The sequence below is a fragment of the Sphingomonas jinjuensis genome (assembly GCF_014197105.1).
Taxonomy (GTDB): domain Bacteria; phylum Pseudomonadota; class Alphaproteobacteria; order Sphingomonadales; family Sphingomonadaceae; genus Sphingomonas; species Sphingomonas jinjuensis.
Genome location: NZ_JACIEV010000021.1, coordinates 1 through 14,250, shown reverse-complemented (window position 1 = coordinate 14,250; position 14,250 = coordinate 1). Strand labels below are relative to the sequence as shown.

The following is a 14,250-nucleotide window of genomic DNA, read 5'->3' as shown; positions in this document are numbered from 1 at the left end:
TGTGCTAACCTCTTCCATGGACGCCTCCTGCAGTGGTGCTTCAACACCTCCACTCTGGCACATCGATGCCGTCAGGGGGCGTCCACCCCAACGCTACTGGTGGCTAGCCGACGTTGACAGTCAGCAGTCGCCAATTCAGTAGATAACCATCCGCTCGCTCTCGTAGTCGAATGTTGACGCGACATGCTGAACTCGCTCCGAGCTTCGACATCAATTTAGGAGACCGGCAAATGAGGGGTCCGTGGAACGAAGCGAATATGGCGTTCCGCATAATCATGTATACGTCTTTAGTTCCGCAGGCTATGCTACTGATAGTGGCGGTTTATCTCAGCTCATCCTTGAAACCTTTACTGTTTATCGAGAACTACAAATCCATATTGATTGGATTCATAGGCGCAGCGGTTGTGTGGACGTGCTTGACGGTGCGCGAATGGCTTAGTCGATGGAAGCAACTCAAGCGGAGACGCTGACTATCGCGTTACGGCCACTGCAATCGCGAATTATGCTGGTCCTCTCAACAATTGAGTTGTCACTCATCGTCAGATCCAAGACGGCGACGGGAATGTCGGCAATTGGGGCGACAGCGGAAGTGCCGCTTTGGAGCAGCGCCCTAGCGTGGCGGGACAACCGATCCTAGTGGAGGCTGTGTGAAAACGTAAAACGCGACGCGTGACAAGCAACAAAGATTCAAAGTTGGACGCCTCTTGATTCTGTTTTGACACGCGGTTCTCAATGTGATTCGGTTGTTGCTCGTTTCGGATGCGACGAGACGTTTTCACACAGCCTCAGTAGAGAGCAGACATGGATGACCCGTTTCGATATGCCCTTATTTGAGCGGTTCCTCCCCCATCCACGGCGGGCGGCCATTAAAATATGGTGGGTTTGCAGGATTAAGCCCGGCGGCGACCAGCTCGTTCAGTCGCCGCAGATAATAGACGACGCCCGCGCGAAAGGTCGCGTTGAGATCCTTCTCGAGGAATTGGTCAGTGCGGATCAGCCATCCGCCATCGCGCTGGCTAATGCGCCCCGCTTCCTCCAACGCGCGTAGCCGTCGCCACGCGGTCGCCAGCTTGACCTCAGCAATCTCGCGCAGCCGCGTCGCGGGCACCGCGCGCCGCTCGCTGTCGGGAGGCGGGCCGACCGCGTAGCGCCGGCTCAGTTCGGGGTCGAGGACGATCCGCCGGACCGATAGGATCGCGATACTGTTCCACAATTTGGTCGCAGTCCAATCACCGAGGCTGGCACCAAACGTCTCGAACGGCACCAGCATGATGTCGAGCGCGACGGCGAGCAATGTGGCTAGCGAGCACGGGCCCGGCCGTCGGGAGGGGCGTAGCCCGCCGGCGGCGTGATAGTCCTCAGCAAGGCGCAACGTCAGGTCGTGAACGGCCTCCAGATACGGTATGACCCGGTCTGCTGCGGCAGGTGCGATAAAGAGGCCGCGCCGCTCACGGGCGATCAACCCGTCCTCGATCAGTCGAGCCACCATCGCATGCATCGACCCAAGCGGCCATTTGAGCGAGCGCGCCATCGAGCGCAGCGTTGTGGTGTGTCGTATATCGACCGGCGGCGCTGGACGATCGCCCTGGGTCCAATCCGGCAGGCAGACGCGCAGCGCGACAAGCGCGACGATAGCTTTATCTTCTATCCCGGGCGACAGGATCTTCAACGCTGCGATCGCGGACATGTGCATCTCTCCGCCCAGCCGTGACAGGTGGCGTACCGGTAGCTCGTCCACACGCGATCCCCTTTTCGCTTGTGTCGCTAACACCCTGCCGCCGTCCCAGGACAGGACATTCGTGCGCGGCTTTTCATCCCCGAACCCATGCCCGATGCGCATGGCCGCCCAAGGCGTTACCGACATGGATACCAATTCCAAATATGGGGGAAAATACATGCTTCGACTTCTATCTATCGCTGCGCTGCTGAGCGTGGGTATCGTCAGCTCGGCGCCGGCAGCAACTTTTGTTTTCGATTTTGGCGCAAAGGATCCAATTGAAAGTAAAAATACGTTCGGCTCATTCACCCTCGAAAAAAACGCCGAGTCCTACAGTTTGACTAGTTTTTCTGGTAAAGTAGGTGGCACTAAATACACCACATCCCAAGTAGGACTACAAGACTTTCAGAGCCTTTTGGTGATAGGTGGAACTCTCAATAGCGTTCAGCGAACTCTGCCAGGAACAAACGACTTTAGTTTTGTGATTTATAAAAACGACATCTATCAAGACATTTATTTGACGTATGGCGCTGAAGGCTTTGATAAGCTTGTAAGCATAGGCGTCGGGCTTGACAAAGGTACCTTGCCAATCACCAGCGCCGTGCCCGAGCCTGCGTCGTGGGCGATGATGATCGGCGGCTTCGGCATGGTGGGTGCGGCCTCGCGCTATCGCCGTCGTAGCGCCAAGGTGTCGCTGGCCTAGCCACGCGCTAAAGCGAAGCGAGAGAGGCCGTCAGATTGAAAGCTGGCGGCCTTTCCGATGTCCGCTTGTGGGGCGATAGCGGAACGGCCGCTTACGAAAGTTAGGCCGGGCCTTCCGGACACCAAGGCTCACCATCGGCGAAATCCGGCTGTCCTACACGGCGACGATGTGTTTCGATGCGCTCATGATCGTCAGCCCCGCCTGCACCAAGCCGCCGTCCGCGCCGCACGGCCGCGACGTTCGGGCCGGGGTCGCCACGAGGTGTGAAGAGTCTCAACATTCGCCGCGTGCCCTTGCGGTCGACCCCGTTTCGAGTGTGAAGAGTCTCAACATTCGCGCCCCAGCCTTCAGGATCGATCCCGCATGACCATCCGCACCGAAACCGACTCGATCGGCCCAATCGAGGTTCCCGCCGATGCCTATTGGGGCGCGCAGACCGAGCGGAGCCTCGAGAATTTTCCCTTCGGCGCGACCGAGCGGATGCCGATCGGCATCGTCCACGCGCTGGCGCTGGTGAAGCGCGCCGCGGCGCGGGTGAACCGCGAGGGGCTGGGTGCGGAAAAGGCCGATGCGATCGACGCCGCCGCCGCCGAGGTGATCGACGGCAAGCTCGACGACCAGTTCCCGCTCGTCATCTGGCAGACGGGCAGCGGCACCCAGTCGAACATGAACGTCAATGAGGTGATCGCCGGCCGCGCCAACGAGATGCTGACCGGCACCCGCGGCGGCAAGTCGCCGGTCCACCCCAACGACGACGTCAATCGCGGCCAGTCGTCGAACGACAGCTTCCCGACCGCGCTCCACATCGCGGCCTCGTTCGCGGTGACGCGGTCGTTGTTCCCCGCGCTCGACCGGCTCCACGCCGCGCTCGATGGCAAGGCGAAGGGCTGGGCGGACATCGTCAAGATCGGCCGTACCCACCTGCAGGATGCGACGCCGCTGACGCTGGGGCAGGAGTTTTCCGGCTATGCCAACCAGCTCTATCGCTGCCGCCGCCGGATCGAGCCTGCGGTCGAGCATGGCACCAATCGGCTGGCGCAGGGCGGCACCGCGGTCGGCACCGGGCTGAACGCGCCCAAGGGCTTTGCGGAGGATTTCTGCGCAGCGCTGCGCGATCTGACGGGGCATCCGTTCATTCCGGCAGAGAACAGCTTCGAGGCGCTGGCGTCGAACGATCCGCTCGTCCACCTGTCGGGGACGCTCAACACGCTGGCGGTGGCGCTGACGAAGATCGCCAACGATATCCGCCTGTTGGGTTCAGGCCCACGCTGTGGCCTCGGCGAGCTCGACCTGCCGGCCAACGAGCCGGGCAGCTCGATCATGCCGGGCAAGGTCAATCCGACGCAGTGCGAGATGCTGACGATGGTCGCCGGCCAGGTGATCGGCAACCACGCTGCGGTGACGGTCGGGGGAATGCAGGGGCACCTCGAACTCAACGTGTTCAAGCCGATGATCGGCGCGGCGGTGCTGCGCTCGATCCATCTGCTCGCCGTGGGGATGGACAGCTTCGCGACCCGCTGCGTCGAGGGGCTGGAGGCGAATCGGGCGCGGATCGGCGAGCTGGTCGACCGCTCGCTGATGCTCGTCACCGCGCTGGCACCGGCGATCGGCTATGACAATGCCGCGAAAATCGCCAAGCACGCGCACGAACAGGGCCTGACGCTGCGCGAGGCCGGGCTGACGCTGGGGCTGGTCGACGCCGAGACGTTCGATCGGGTGGTTCGGGCCGAGGATATGCTGGGTTGATCCACCCCTCCCCTCAGGGGAGGGGCAGGGGGTGGGGGATGCCTCGCAGAGTGCAGCGCCTGCCGCCCCCACCCCAACCCAGTTCCGGGTGAAGCTGCCCCCGGCAGCTTCAGGTCGATCCGGCGGATCGACCGACCCGGCACTCCTGAAGGGGAGGGGCTCAATAGAAGCTGGCCAACCTCAACGGCTTCACCCCGCCCCCACACACCGTCAGCGCCACCACGCGCCCCGGCGCCCCGACCGACCATCGCGACGCCGCGCTGCCGACATAGCCCGTGCCGATCCCCGCCCCGTCGACGGCGCAGATCTCGTCGCCCTTCTGCCAGCCGCCGGCCTCGGCCGGGCTGCCGCGCATGACGTGGAGCACGCGCAGCCGCCCCGGCAGCACCCCGGTCAACAGCCCGCTGGTCGATCGCAGCGGCGGCTGGTCGGCGGTGGCGGCGGGCTGGAGCACCATCCGCCCGGCGCCGGGATCGAGGAGGACGCGATAATGCTGGAGAAAACCCGACCCGATCCGCCCCGACACCCCGACCGTCTGCGAGAAACCGCCGCTCGGCTCCACCTTCAGCTCGACGTTGCGCGCGGTCAGCGCGCCGATCGACACCGCGGGGGCGATGGCCAGCGTGTTAACCGTCTCGCCCGCCAGGCCATAGCCGACGGTCGTCGTCGTCGGCACCGCCCGGGTCAGTCCAGCGACGTTCCAGGCGGCATCGGCGAGCGTGATCGACGAGCCGTCGCCGGTATCGACGATGACCGGCGCGATCCGCTGGCCGCCGATCGCGATGGCGCTTTCGTACACCAGCCGCTGCGGCGACACCGACAGCGGCGCGACCGCCCCGGTGAAGGGCAGCCGGCCCGACGGGATCAGGCGGAAGCGATGGTTGGCATAGTCGATGTCGAGCGCCTGTCCCGCGATCAGATCGCGTCCGACGAGCATGTCGACGCCGCGAACCCCGCCGGTGGCGCTGGCGGGAAGATCGGCAACGGCAATACGCCCGCCCTCGCGGGAAAGGCCGCCGAACGCGATGCTGGCGGTCGGCATCCAGTCGAGCGCGAGGGCGCCGCCGATCGCGGTCGCCCGCCCGCCGCTCGTCACCCGTGCCGGGTCGGTCGCGGCGGCGCGGCGCGACAGCAGCGAATAGCTGCCGCCGGTGTCGAGCACCGCCGACAGCGGCCTGCCGTCGAGCTCGAGCTCGAAGCGGATCTGGTTGCCCGGCGTCAGGTCGAACGCGATCCAGCGCGCCTCGGCATCGGGGGCGAGCGTGACGATCCCGTCCACCGGCGCGGGCGGGGCAGCGGCGGGCAGCGCGACGAGCAGGGGGAGGGCGATCAGCGCCGGGCGAAACATGGCGCTGGTTAGCGTGCCCATGGTCTTCAGGAAAGGCGGCGGGCGGCGCGGCGGGCGATCTCGCGGAGTTGCTGGTCGCTGCGGTCGAACACCTTCTGCAGCAGGAACGGCGAGGCGCTGGCATCGGCGCATCCGCCCGGCCGGGCATAGACGCAGATCGCCGGCCCCGGCTTGCCCGCTTCCGCGAAACACTGGCCACGGACATAGCCCGGCGGCAGCGCGGCGGTCAGGCGGGGGACGGCGATGATGCGATTATACGTCGGCGCCCAGCGCCGCAGCGCCTGGGTCGGCGTCAGTCCGGCCAGCGCCGGATCGTTGGCGTCGAAATAGTTGATCGGCAGCGGGCGGTGAAGATGGGCGTAGCCGCCCCACTCGACGAGATCGGGCAGCAGCGCGATCCCGCAGGCGTCCGCATCGGTGCGCAGAAGGTCGGTCGCGGCGAGCGTCGCGGTGGCGCGTCCGATGTTGGCGCGCATCGGCTCGGTCGTCGCGATCGAGGCGGAGGCGGCCAGCCACAGCAACGCGGCGGCGGCGAAGGCGCCCTGCCGGCTGACGGTCGGCCAGCGGCGGCGGATCAGCGCGATCGCGTCGACCGTGCCGATCGCGGCCAGCAGGATATAGGCGACGGCAGTGAACTCGACGAAGCGATATTCCTTGTGGCCGACGAGGCTGAGCAGGACCAGATTGGCGGTCGCGGCCCAGAACAGCGCCGGCTGGCGCTTCATGCCGAACCGTACCAGCGGCAGGATCGCGATCAGCCACCAGCTCCACATGAATTCGAACCATGTGACATAGCCGAGCATGCCGAGCGTGCCGTACTGCGCGGCGCGGCCCGACACGATGTTCTCGTGGATATTGGCGACCAGCCAGCTGAACGGCACCATGCCGGTCGCAAGGTCGATGGCGATGCCGATCGCCAGGGCGACGCATCCGCCGGCCGCTAGCATCAGCCAGCGCCGGACGTCGGTCTTGCCCGCGAATAGCGCCAGCACGCCGGCGATCGGCAGCACCTGGAAGCGGGCGAGTACCGCCAGGCCGAGGAGCACCCCCGCCAGTGCGAGCGCCCGGCGGCCCGGCGTTCCGGCAAGCAGGACGGCGCCGGGCAGCAGCAGCGCGGTAGCAAGGTTTTCCGACAGGCTGTGCGGCGCAAAGTAGATGAATTCGGACCAGGTCGCGAGCACCAGCGCGGCGACCAGCGCATGGGTGCGCGATGCCATCAGACCCAGCCGCCAGCCGCTCCACGGCACGATGAGCGACAGCGCGAGCATCAGCGCCTTGGGCAGGGCCAGGTACAATGTCCCGCCCGGCGCCAGCCATCCGCCGAGCGCCATCGGCGCGGCGAGGATCAGCGGGAACAGCCAGTTGCGGATGCCGACATGATATTCCCACGGCACGATGCCATAGCCGAAGACGAGCCGGTGCGCGGCCTCCAGATACTGGAAGACCTCGTCGGGATGGTGGACTGACGGCACGCTCGCCGCGATCAGGCGCAGCGCGAGGGCGAGCAGCAGGATGGCGGGAAGCGCCAGCCGCTCGCGCCGATGGCCCACGTCACCCCGCTGCCGCGTCGAAGCCTCGCGCTGCTGCGGTCGCATGGCGAGGCGCGGTTCCGATCCGGCGAGGTGACGCGGGAGCGAGATCACAGGCAGGATTCGAGGAACGCCTGGTCGAACCCGAACTGCTTGGCCTTGTCGATGGTATAGGGGCGCAGGCCCATCGAGCGATACTCGCCGATGATCTTGCCGTCGGCGCTTTCGTCGAGATACTCGAACTTGAACAGCTCCTGCGTCACGATGACGGGGCCTTCCATGCCGATCACCTCGGTGACGTTGGTGACGCGGCGCGAGCCATCGCGCAGGCGCTTCACCTGGATGATGAGGTCGACCGAATCAGCGATCTGCCGGCTGATCGCCTCCTTCGGCACCTTGATGTCCGACATCATCACCATGTTTTCCATACGCGCCAGTGCTTCGCGAGGGGAATTGGAGTGGAGCGTACACATCGAACCGTCGTGGCCGGTGTTCATGGCGGCGAGCATGTCGAAACACTCGCTGCCACGAATTTCGCCGAGGATGATGCGATCGGGGCGCATACGAAGCGCGTTCTTGACGAGGTCGCGGATCGAAATCTCGCCCTGGCCTTCGAGGTTGGCGGGGCGGGTTTCCAGCGGCAGCCAGTGCGGCTGCTGCAGGCGGAGTTCGGCCGCGTCCTCGATCGTCAGCACGCGCTCGCCCGGGTCGATCATCTTCGACAATGCGTTGAGCATCGTCGTCTTGCCCGAACCGGTGCCGCCCGAGATGACGATGTTGAAGCGGCTGGCGCCGGCGATCTTCAGTGCGGTCGCCATCTTGGGCGACATCGATCCGCCGCCCGCCATCATGTCGAGCGTGATCGGCTTCGCAGAAAACTTACGGATCGAGATCGCGGTGCCCTTCAGGCTCAGCGGCGGCACGATCACGTTGACGCGGCTGCCGTCCTTCAGGCGGGCGTCGGCAAGCGGGGTGGTCTGGTCGACGCGGCGGCCGACCGAGTTGCAGATGCGCTGCGCGATCTGGAACAGATGCTCCTCGTCGCGGAACTGGATCTGCGCCAGCTCCAGCTTGCCCTTGCGCTCGACATAGGTCTGCTCGGGGCCGTTGACCATGATGTCGCTGATCGCCGGGTCGGCCAGCAGCTCCTCGAGCGGCCCAAGGCCGAGGAGCTCGTCGACCAGCACCTTTTCGAGCGCGAATTGCTCGCGGCGGTTGAGCGTCAGCTTCAGCTCTGCGAGCACCTCGCCGATGATCGGGCGGAATTCCTCCGCCAGCTCGTCCTTGGCCAGCGTCGCCGCGGCTTCGGGATCGACTCGCTCCAGCAGGCGCGGAAGGACCTGTTCCTTGATGCGGTGGATCGAGGCCTCGAATCCCTCGACTCGGCTGTTGCCGGCGTCGCCGCTGGCGTTCTGACGCTCGGTCAGCCGTGCCATCGCATCCATCTGGCCGAGCGCGGCGGCGAAGGGATCGGCGGGCGTGCCGCCGTCGAGCGGCAGTGCCGCCGCGTCGACCGGCGGAAACTGGCTGCCACCGAGATCATCGGTACGTGGCGCGGTGCCGCCGCCCTGCATGGGTCGGGCGACACCGAAGGCCGGGCGCGCACCCTGGCCAGCACTCATCCCGTTGCGACGCCCGAAAGCACTCATGCGATTGTCCTTTTTACCGGGCGCCGGGGTAAGCGCGAAGGCTTGATATTCTCCTAACCATCCGACCCTCGGCGCCAGACGATCAGGGGGACGCGCGTCGCGCCGTAGAGCCGCATCGTGAAGGGACCGCTGGGGCGATAGCCGAGAGCGCGCAGCCGCGTCGCATCGGCCGGCCAGGCGCGGTCGACGATCGCGGCGGGGCGGCGGGCGAGCGCGTCGTCGAGGATGGCGGCGCGGGGGCGGCCGAGCGCCCTTGCCTCGCCCGCCGCGGCAAAGTGGCCCGGGAATGCATAGGGGCTGGCGAGGCAGGCGTGCGCTGCGTGGTAGAGGATTGCGGGCCCCTCGCGCACCAGCAGGCAGTGGGTGGCGACGTCGGCGGGTAGCGCTTTGAGAAGGCGGGCGAGATCCGAACGGTCTTGCTCGGTTGGCGAGGCCTGTACCGCCTGCCAGCCAAGCAGGGAGGCGACCAGCGTAGCCGCGATCGGCGCGGCTCGCCGCGGCAGCCCCTGTGCCGCGAGGATCGCGAGGGGGGCGAGCAGCGGCAGCGCATAGTGGAAGGCAAAATAGCCGACCGCGAGGAAGCCGAGCCCTGCCGCCATGCTCCAGGCGCCGAGCAGCATGCGGTCCCGCGCGCGCCTCCAACCGATGACGGCGGGCAACGCGAGCGGCGCGACCAACAGAAGCGAGGCGACGAGCTGGATTAGGCTGGCGTCGCTCGTCCCGCCCTGGCGGCGCAGGATCGAGGTGACGTTGGCGAACCAGAAGGCGGCAAAGTCACCTTGCGACGCGTAAAAGCCGGCGATGGCGAGCGTCGGCGCGGCGCCGATCAGCGCATAGCGGGCCGCGCGACCGACGAGGGCGGGAAAGCCCCGCTCGCGGTGTGTCAGCAGCAGGAGCACGCCGAAGGCGATCCCTTCGAAGACCGCGGTCGTCTTGATGGTGATCGCGATGCCCATCAACAGCATCGCCCAGCCGCCGCCGCGCCTGGCGAGGATCAACCACGCGGCGGCGATCACCAGCGGGTCGTAGAAGACGGGTGCCTCGCCCAGCCCGACGCCGAGGAACGTCGATCCCCCGATCACCACCCCGCCGGCGGCGAGCGAGGCGGTCCAGCCCGCGCCGCGCCGCGCCACCGCGACAGTCAATATGCCGGCAAGCGCGACGAAGGCCGTCGATACGAGCTGATAGGCGAGGATACCGTCGCCCGGCAGCTGCCGCATCGCGGCATAGAGCAGGAACAGGCCGAACGGCTTGCGATCCCACACGTCGACATAGGGCAGCGCACCGTGAAGTAGCCGGTCTCCGGCCAGCAAATAGAATTGCTCGTCGAGGCCGGCGAACGGACTGCCGATCAGCGGCCAGCGCGTCGCCAGCGCCACTGCCAGCGCGGCCACGGCGACCAGCGGCCAGCGCCACGCCGGGCGGATCGTCGGGAGCGGGCGCATCGCCGCCCCCATTATGCAAACATGGTTGAAACCGCGTTAACCGCTTGCCTCGATCGCCGGTATTGGCGAGGGCGCGCGGCAATGATGTGGGTCGTACGTCTGGCATGGGCGCTTGTGGCGCTGGCCGTTGGCTGGTCGGGATCGGCGCGCGCCGACGATATCGCCGCGGCGGGACGCGGCGTGGTGCGCGTGGTGACGATCGCCGCGGTCGATGGCGAGGTCGTCGGCTTCGGCCACGGCAGCGGGGTGGCGATCGCGCCCAATCGCGTGCTGACCAACGCGCATGTCATGGAACTCGCCGACCGCTATCCCGACAATGTCGTCATCGGCATCGTGCCCTCGGAAGGCGACAAGTCGTACCAGGGCAAGGTGATCGCCTATGATTCGCAGCGCGACCTGGCGCTGATCGAGTTTGCGGGCACGAAGCTGCCGCCGGCGACGCTCTACACCGGGCCGGCCGGCGACGGCGAGGGCGTGGTCGCGCTGGGCTATCCCGGCAACGTCGACCTGGCGACGGCGCGGTCGGCGGCGGACTATATCCGGCCGATGTCGCCAGTGCGCTCCGAAGGCGTCTTCTCGGGGCGGCGCGCGCTGTCCGGGGTCGAGGTGCTGCTCCACACCGCCAGCATCGCGCGGGGCAATTCGGGCGGGCCGCTGCTTGACCGCTGCGGGCGGGTGCTGGGCATCAACTCGGCGATCACCAGGGGCGAGGAGGGAGATTCGACCTTTGGCTTCGCGATCGCCGACAGCGAGGTCGCGGCGTTCCTGCGCGAGGCGGGGCAGCCCTATGCCTCGGTCGGTACGCCCTGTACCTCGATCGAGCAGCGACTGCGTGACGATAGCGAGGCCGATGCCGAGGCCCGGGCGGAGGCCGCCACTGCGCGCCGCGACGCCGCCACGCGCGCAGCGATGGCGCGCGAGGAGGCGCTGGCCAAGGCACGCAACGAAGCGGAGCGGACGCGCGAAAACGTCATGGCGATCGCGGGCGTGCTGCTGGTGATGGGCGCGTTGGCGATCGGGGGCGCCGGGCTGGCGGAGTCGCGGGGGCGCCGGCGGGCGGCGATCTGGACCGCGGCCGGCGGCGTGGTCGCGGTGCTCGCGGCGGTAGTGGTGTTCGTGCTGCGGCCCTCGGGCGATCCGACGCTGCCCGCCGACCTGCCGGCGGCGGTGGCGGAGCCCGGATCGGCGGCGGCGTTGGGCAAGCTGGTCTGCGTGCTCCAGCCGGAACGGAGCCGGGTGACGGTGTCGTTGATCGGCGACGTGTCGCTCGATTGGGGCCGGGGCGGCTGCGCGAACGGCCGGACGCCGTTCGTACCGACGGGGTCGCGCTGGGAACGGATCATCGTCCCCGATGACGAGCAGACGGTGTCGGTGCGCGGCTTCGATCCGGCGACGCGGACCTATACCGACACGCGCTACTTCCTAGGCGCCGGGGCGATGGACACCGTGCGCAAGGCGGCGGGGAAGGAGCCTGCGGCGTGCGGCGTCGGCCAGGCGGCGCTCGAGGCGCTGGCGGGCCAGCAGGCGGCGGTGCGAGCGACGCTGCCGCCGTTGCCGAACGAAAAGCTGGTCTATCGCTGCCAGTCGGCGGGGAAGTAGGGGTTATCCCTGCATCCGCAGCGCGACGTCGTTCATGAACCGCGTGTGGTCACCGGCGGCGAGCAGCGGCGCCTCCGCGGCGATGGCGCCAAGCATGTCGCTGAGCGGATCGATCTCGGCCTTCGCGTAATTGCCGAGCACATGGCCGGTCACTCGGTCCTTGTGCCCGGGATGACCGATGCCGAGGCGGACGCGGCGGAAGTCGGGGCCGAGATGCTGGTCGGTCGAGCGAAGCCCGTTGTGCCCGGCGAGGCCACCACCGACGCGCACCTTGACCTTGAAGGGCGCGAGATCGAGCTCGTCGTGGAACACCGTCAGCGCCTCGACCCCCAGCTTGTAGAAGCGCAGCGCCTCGGCGATCGAGCGACCGCTTTCGTTCATATAGGTCGCGGGCTTCAGCAGCAGGATCTTCGCGGGGCCGATCCGCCCCTCCTGCGTCCAGCCCTGGAACTGCTTCTTGACCGCGCCGAAGCCATGGACCTCGGCGATCGCGTCGACCGCCATGAAGCCGACATTGTGCCGCTGCATCGCATGTTGCGCGCCCGGATTGCCGAGGCCTGCCCAGATCTGCACGTCGTGTTTCCTTCCACGTGGCCGCCGTCACACCAAGAACGAAAACGGCGGCCGGGTCGCCCCGAGCCGCCGCTTCAATATCGCAAGGTGCGAGGGGCTTACTCGCCCTTGTCGCCCTCGGCCTCGTCAGTCGACTCGGCGTCTTCCGATGCGGCGTTCGGGTCGAGGCCGGCGTCCATCGCCGCCAGCTCGGCACCCGGGATCTCGGCGTCGGCACCCTCGGCGCGCAGCGCCGACGGGGCGACGATCGTCGCGACGGTGAAGTCGCGGTCGTCGACCGCGGGCTCGACGCCCTGGGGCAGCTTGACGTCGCTGATGTGGATGGTGTCGCCCAGCTCGCGGCCCTTCAGCGAGACGGTGATCTCGGTGGGGATGTTCGCGGCGTCGACGACCAGCTCGACCTCGTGGCGGACGATGTTGAGCACGCCGCCCTGCTTCAGGCCGGGCGCCTCTTCCTCATCCTGGAACACCACCGGCACCGCGACGGTGACGGTCGCGTGCTCGCTGATGCGCAGGAAGTCGACGTGGACGGGACGGTCGGTAACCGGGTGGAAATGGACGTCCTTGGGCAGCGTGCGCTGACCGGCGACCATGATGACCGAATTCATGAAGTGACCGGTGTTCAGCGCCTTGACGAGCGCCTTCTCCTCGAGATGGATCGAGGTCGGTTCCTTGTTCTGGCCATAGATCACGGCGGGGACGCGGCCATCACGACGCAGCGCCCGGGAGGCTCCCTTGCCAACCCGGTCGCGCGTCTCGGCTGCGAGCGTAATGGTGTCGCTCATGCATATTCTCCGAAACGGGCGGTGTTGTCTTCCGGTCACGCCTCCAGGGATGACCATGGCCGGAAGCGGGGGCGCATAGCCGAGGAGACGGTGGAAGGCAACCGGACGGGCAAAGCCGACCCGCGAATGTTGAGACTCTTCACACTCGAACTGGGGCGACGGGTATCAGGATACCCGAAAACGCTTCAGGATTGCCCGTTCGGCAAGGCGCCGAGGCTTTCGCTGACCTGGCGGGCATGGTCGCGCACGAGATGCTTCGTCCGGTCGAGCACGTCGGCGTCGGCATATTGGGCAAGGGTCACGACGCTGATCGCGGCGACGATCTCGTTGGCGGCGTTGCGCACCGGCGCGGCGACGGCGCGGAAGTTGTCGGGTGGCGGCGAGGCGTGGAGGACGACGCCCTCGCGGCGGGCCTGCTCCATCGCGGTCCGCCAGTCGGGATCGACGAAGCGTGGCTCGGCGGCGGCGAAGACGCGCGGCCACGCGTCGGGTTCGTCGAGCAGCAGCGCCTTGCCGAGGCTCGTTTCCGCCAGCGCGCGGCGGGTGCCGACCGGGGTCGACACGACGACGCGGTGACTGCCGGGCGATCGAAGCAGATGAATCGAGTGATCGCCCGATCGCTCGCCGAGGAACGACGACATGCTCGTTGCCTCGGCCAGCGAGGTAAGGAACGGCCGCGCGACCGCGACGATGTCGAGCTGGCCCTGAGCCTGGACGCCGAGCCGGATCAGCTGCGCGCCGCCGCGCAGCCGCCGATCGCTGCCGATCGTCAGGAACCCCTGGTTGACCAGGCCTGCGACCAGACGGCGCGTCACCGACAGGGTCAGGCCGGCATCGGCGGACAGCTGCTGGATCGTGACCGGCGCCGCGACGACATGTGCGATCAGCGCCAGCCCGCGCTCGAGCGTCTGGGTGCCGGTGAGCGTAGCAATCGCCCTGCCCGAACGGTCGTCGTCTAGCTCGTCCACGCGCCTATCTTCCCCCCGCGCCGCCTCTCCAACGGCACCCCGCTCATGCCCGCGCGTACGCGCGAACGCCAGCCCAGGTTATCATGCGCTGATGCTGAGCTGCCCCCTTCTGAGTGGTCCATCGACTATGACAGTCTGGATCAAGGAAGGGACGACGAATGCCTTCGAAGAAGCACAAGCCCGAGGAG

General features: G+C 67.3%; 11 protein-coding genes. 3 read left to right on the top strand and 8 right to left on the bottom strand.

Going from position 1 to position 14,250, the window contains the following annotated elements:
* Nucleotides 1–826: 826 nt before the first annotated feature.
* Entirely contained in the window at nucleotides 827–1,879 is a 1,053-nt protein-coding gene (locus GGQ80_RS18010; protein ID WP_221364503.1) for a hypothetical protein, read from the bottom strand.
* Here GGQ80_RS18010 and GGQ80_RS18005 point away from each other — a divergent pair.
* Both GGQ80_RS18005 and fumC read left to right on the top strand, forming a co-directional pair.
* Nucleotides 1,863–2,420 (top strand): PEPxxWA-CTERM sorting domain-containing protein, encoded by a 558-nt coding sequence (locus GGQ80_RS18005; protein WP_246347199.1) that lies wholly within the window; start codon nucleotides 1,863–1,865, stop codon nucleotides 2,418–2,420. The genes GGQ80_RS18010 and GGQ80_RS18005 overlap by 17 nt on opposite strands.
* A gap of 363 nt (nucleotides 2,421–2,783) precedes the next feature.
* Nucleotides 2,784–4,166, top strand: a complete 1,383-nt coding sequence (fumC, locus tag GGQ80_RS18000) for a class II fumarate hydratase (RefSeq protein WP_183987449.1) — start codon at nucleotides 2,784–2,786, stop codon at nucleotides 4,164–4,166.
* A gap of 160 nt (nucleotides 4,167–4,326) precedes the next feature.
* Here the strand turns inward: fumC and GGQ80_RS17995 are convergent, their stop codons facing one another.
* Genes GGQ80_RS17995 through GGQ80_RS17980 form a run of 4 tightly spaced genes read right to left on the bottom strand, consistent with a single transcriptional unit; the run spans nucleotide 4,327 to nucleotide 10,137 of the window.
* The gene (locus GGQ80_RS17995; RefSeq protein ID WP_246347198.1) at nucleotides 4,327–5,535 is read right to left on the bottom strand and encodes an aspartyl protease family protein; all 1,209 of its coding nucleotides are present in this window, start codon (nucleotides 5,533–5,535) and stop codon (nucleotides 4,327–4,329) included.
* 5 nt (nucleotides 5,536–5,540) lie between these two features.
* A complete protein-coding gene (locus tag GGQ80_RS17990; RefSeq protein WP_221364502.1) occupies nucleotides 5,541–7,157 on the bottom strand; it encodes a glycosyltransferase family protein in 1,617 nt (538 codons plus the stop codon).
* Nucleotides 7,154–8,692, bottom strand: coding sequence for a TadA family conjugal transfer-associated ATPase (locus GGQ80_RS17985; RefSeq protein ID WP_183987445.1), 1,539 nt, complete (start codon nucleotides 8,690–8,692; stop codon nucleotides 7,154–7,156). The genes GGQ80_RS17990 and GGQ80_RS17985 overlap by 4 nt, the downstream gene beginning before the upstream one ends.
* 53 nt (nucleotides 8,693–8,745) lie before the next feature.
* Nucleotides 8,746–10,137, bottom strand: coding sequence for a hypothetical protein (locus GGQ80_RS17980; RefSeq protein ID WP_183987443.1), 1,392 nt, complete (start codon nucleotides 10,135–10,137; stop codon nucleotides 8,746–8,748).
* An 81-nt stretch (nucleotides 10,138–10,218) separates the two neighbouring features.
* Between GGQ80_RS17980 and GGQ80_RS17975 the strand changes: the two genes are divergently transcribed.
* Nucleotides 10,219–11,736, top strand: a complete 1,518-nt coding sequence (locus tag GGQ80_RS17975; protein WP_425506084.1) for a S1C family serine protease — start codon at nucleotides 10,219–10,221, stop codon at nucleotides 11,734–11,736.
* A 3-nt stretch (nucleotides 11,737–11,739) separates the two neighbouring features.
* Here the strand turns inward: GGQ80_RS17975 and pth are convergent, their stop codons facing one another.
* From pth to GGQ80_RS17960, 3 genes are all read right to left on the bottom strand, one after another.
* Nucleotides 11,740–12,309: an aminoacyl-tRNA hydrolase gene (gene pth / locus GGQ80_RS17970; RefSeq protein ID WP_183987441.1), complete on the bottom strand. Its 570-nt coding sequence runs from the start codon at nucleotides 12,307–12,309 to the stop codon at nucleotides 11,740–11,742.
* A 98-nt stretch (nucleotides 12,310–12,407) separates the two neighbouring features.
* Nucleotides 12,408–13,094 (bottom strand): 50S ribosomal protein L25/general stress protein Ctc, encoded by a 687-nt coding sequence (locus tag GGQ80_RS17965; protein WP_183987439.1) that lies wholly within the window; start codon nucleotides 13,092–13,094, stop codon nucleotides 12,408–12,410.
* 185 nt (nucleotides 13,095–13,279) lie between these two features.
* A complete protein-coding gene (locus GGQ80_RS17960; RefSeq protein ID WP_183987437.1) occupies nucleotides 13,280–14,062 on the bottom strand; it encodes an IclR family transcriptional regulator domain-containing protein in 783 nt (260 codons plus the stop codon).
* Between the last annotated feature and the right edge of the window lie 188 nt (nucleotides 14,063–14,250).

Bases quoted from the DNA above. Each gene is read 5' to 3' on its own strand.
- GGQ80_RS18005 (WP_246347199.1), top strand. From the start codon at position 1,863: ATGGATACCAATTCCAAATATGGGGGAAAATACATGCTTCGACTTCTA.
- fumC (WP_183987449.1), top strand. From the start codon at position 2,784: ATGACCATCCGCACCGAAACCGACTCGATCGGCCCAATCGAGGTTCCC.
- GGQ80_RS17995 (WP_246347198.1), bottom strand. From the start codon at position 5,535: ATGGGCACGCTAACCAGCGCCATGTTTCGCCCGGCGCTGATCGCCCTC.
- GGQ80_RS17985 (WP_183987445.1), bottom strand. From the start codon at position 8,692: ATGAGTGCTTTCGGGCGTCGCAACGGGATGAGTGCTGGCCAGGGTGCG.
- GGQ80_RS17980 (WP_183987443.1), bottom strand. From the start codon at position 10,137: ATGCGCCCGCTCCCGACGATCCGCCCGGCGTGGCGCTGGCCGCTGGTC.
- GGQ80_RS17975 (WP_425506084.1), top strand. From the start codon at position 10,219: ATGATGTGGGTCGTACGTCTGGCATGGGCGCTTGTGGCGCTGGCCGTT.
- GGQ80_RS17965 (WP_183987439.1), bottom strand. From the start codon at position 13,094: ATGAGCGACACCATTACGCTCGCAGCCGAGACGCGCGACCGGGTTGGC.